Origin of the sequence: Streptomyces capoamus (assembly GCF_014654935.1) — a bacterium.
Classification (GTDB): domain Bacteria; phylum Actinomycetota; class Actinomycetes; order Streptomycetales; family Streptomycetaceae; genus Streptomyces; species Streptomyces capoamus.
The window spans coordinates 438-1,255 of record NZ_BNBF01000083.1 but is presented as its reverse complement, the minus strand read 5'-3'; the positions used below and the strand labels follow the sequence as shown (position 1 = coordinate 1,255).

Annotated in this window: 1 rRNA gene (only partly in view); it reads right to left on the bottom strand. The window is 56.5% G+C overall.

Annotated features, from left to right (window positions below):
- A 23S ribosomal RNA gene (locus IE312_RS44820) occupies positions 1-818 on the bottom strand (its annotated part continues 437 nt past the right edge of the window); the annotation flags it as partial.

The following is an 818-nucleotide window of genomic DNA, read 5'->3' as shown; positions in this document are numbered from 1 at the left end:
TCGATGTTTGACGCTTCACAGCGGGTACCGGAATATCAACCGGTTATCCATCGACTACGCCTGTCGGCCTCGCCTTAGGTCCCGACTTACCCTGGGCAGATCAGCTTGACCCAGGAACCCTTAGTCAATCGGCGCAAACGTTTCTCACGTTTGTATCGCTACTCATGCCTGCATTCTCACTCGTCAACCGTCCACGACTACCTTCCAGTGCCGCTTCACCCGGCAGACGACGCTCCCCTACCCATCACAGCACCCGTTGGGGCTATCTGCTGCAATGACACGACTTCGGCGGTACGCTTGAGCCCCGCTACATTGTCGGCGCGGAATCACTAGACCAGTGAGCTATTACGCACTCTTTCAAGGGTGGCTGCTTCTAAGCCAACCTCCTGGTTGTCTGTGCGACTCCACATCCTTTCCCACTTAGCGTACGCTTAGGGGCCTTAGTCGATGCTCTGGGCTGTTTCCCTCTCGACCATGGAGCTTATCCCCCACAGTCTCACTGCCGCGCTCTCACTTACCGGCATTCGGAGTTTGGCTAAGGTCAGTAACCCGGTAGGGCCCATCGCCTATCCAGTGCTCTACCTCCGGCAAGAAACACACGACGCTGCACCTAAATGCATTTCGGGGAGAACCAGCTATCACGGAGTTTGATTGGCCTTTCACCCCTAACCACAGGTCATCCCCCAGGTTTTCAACCCTGGTGGGTTCGGTCCTCCACGAAGTCTTACCTCCGCTTCAACCTGCCCATGGCTAGATCACTCCGCTTCGGGTCTTGAGCGTGCTACTGAAGCGCCCTATTCGGACTCGCTTTCGCTACG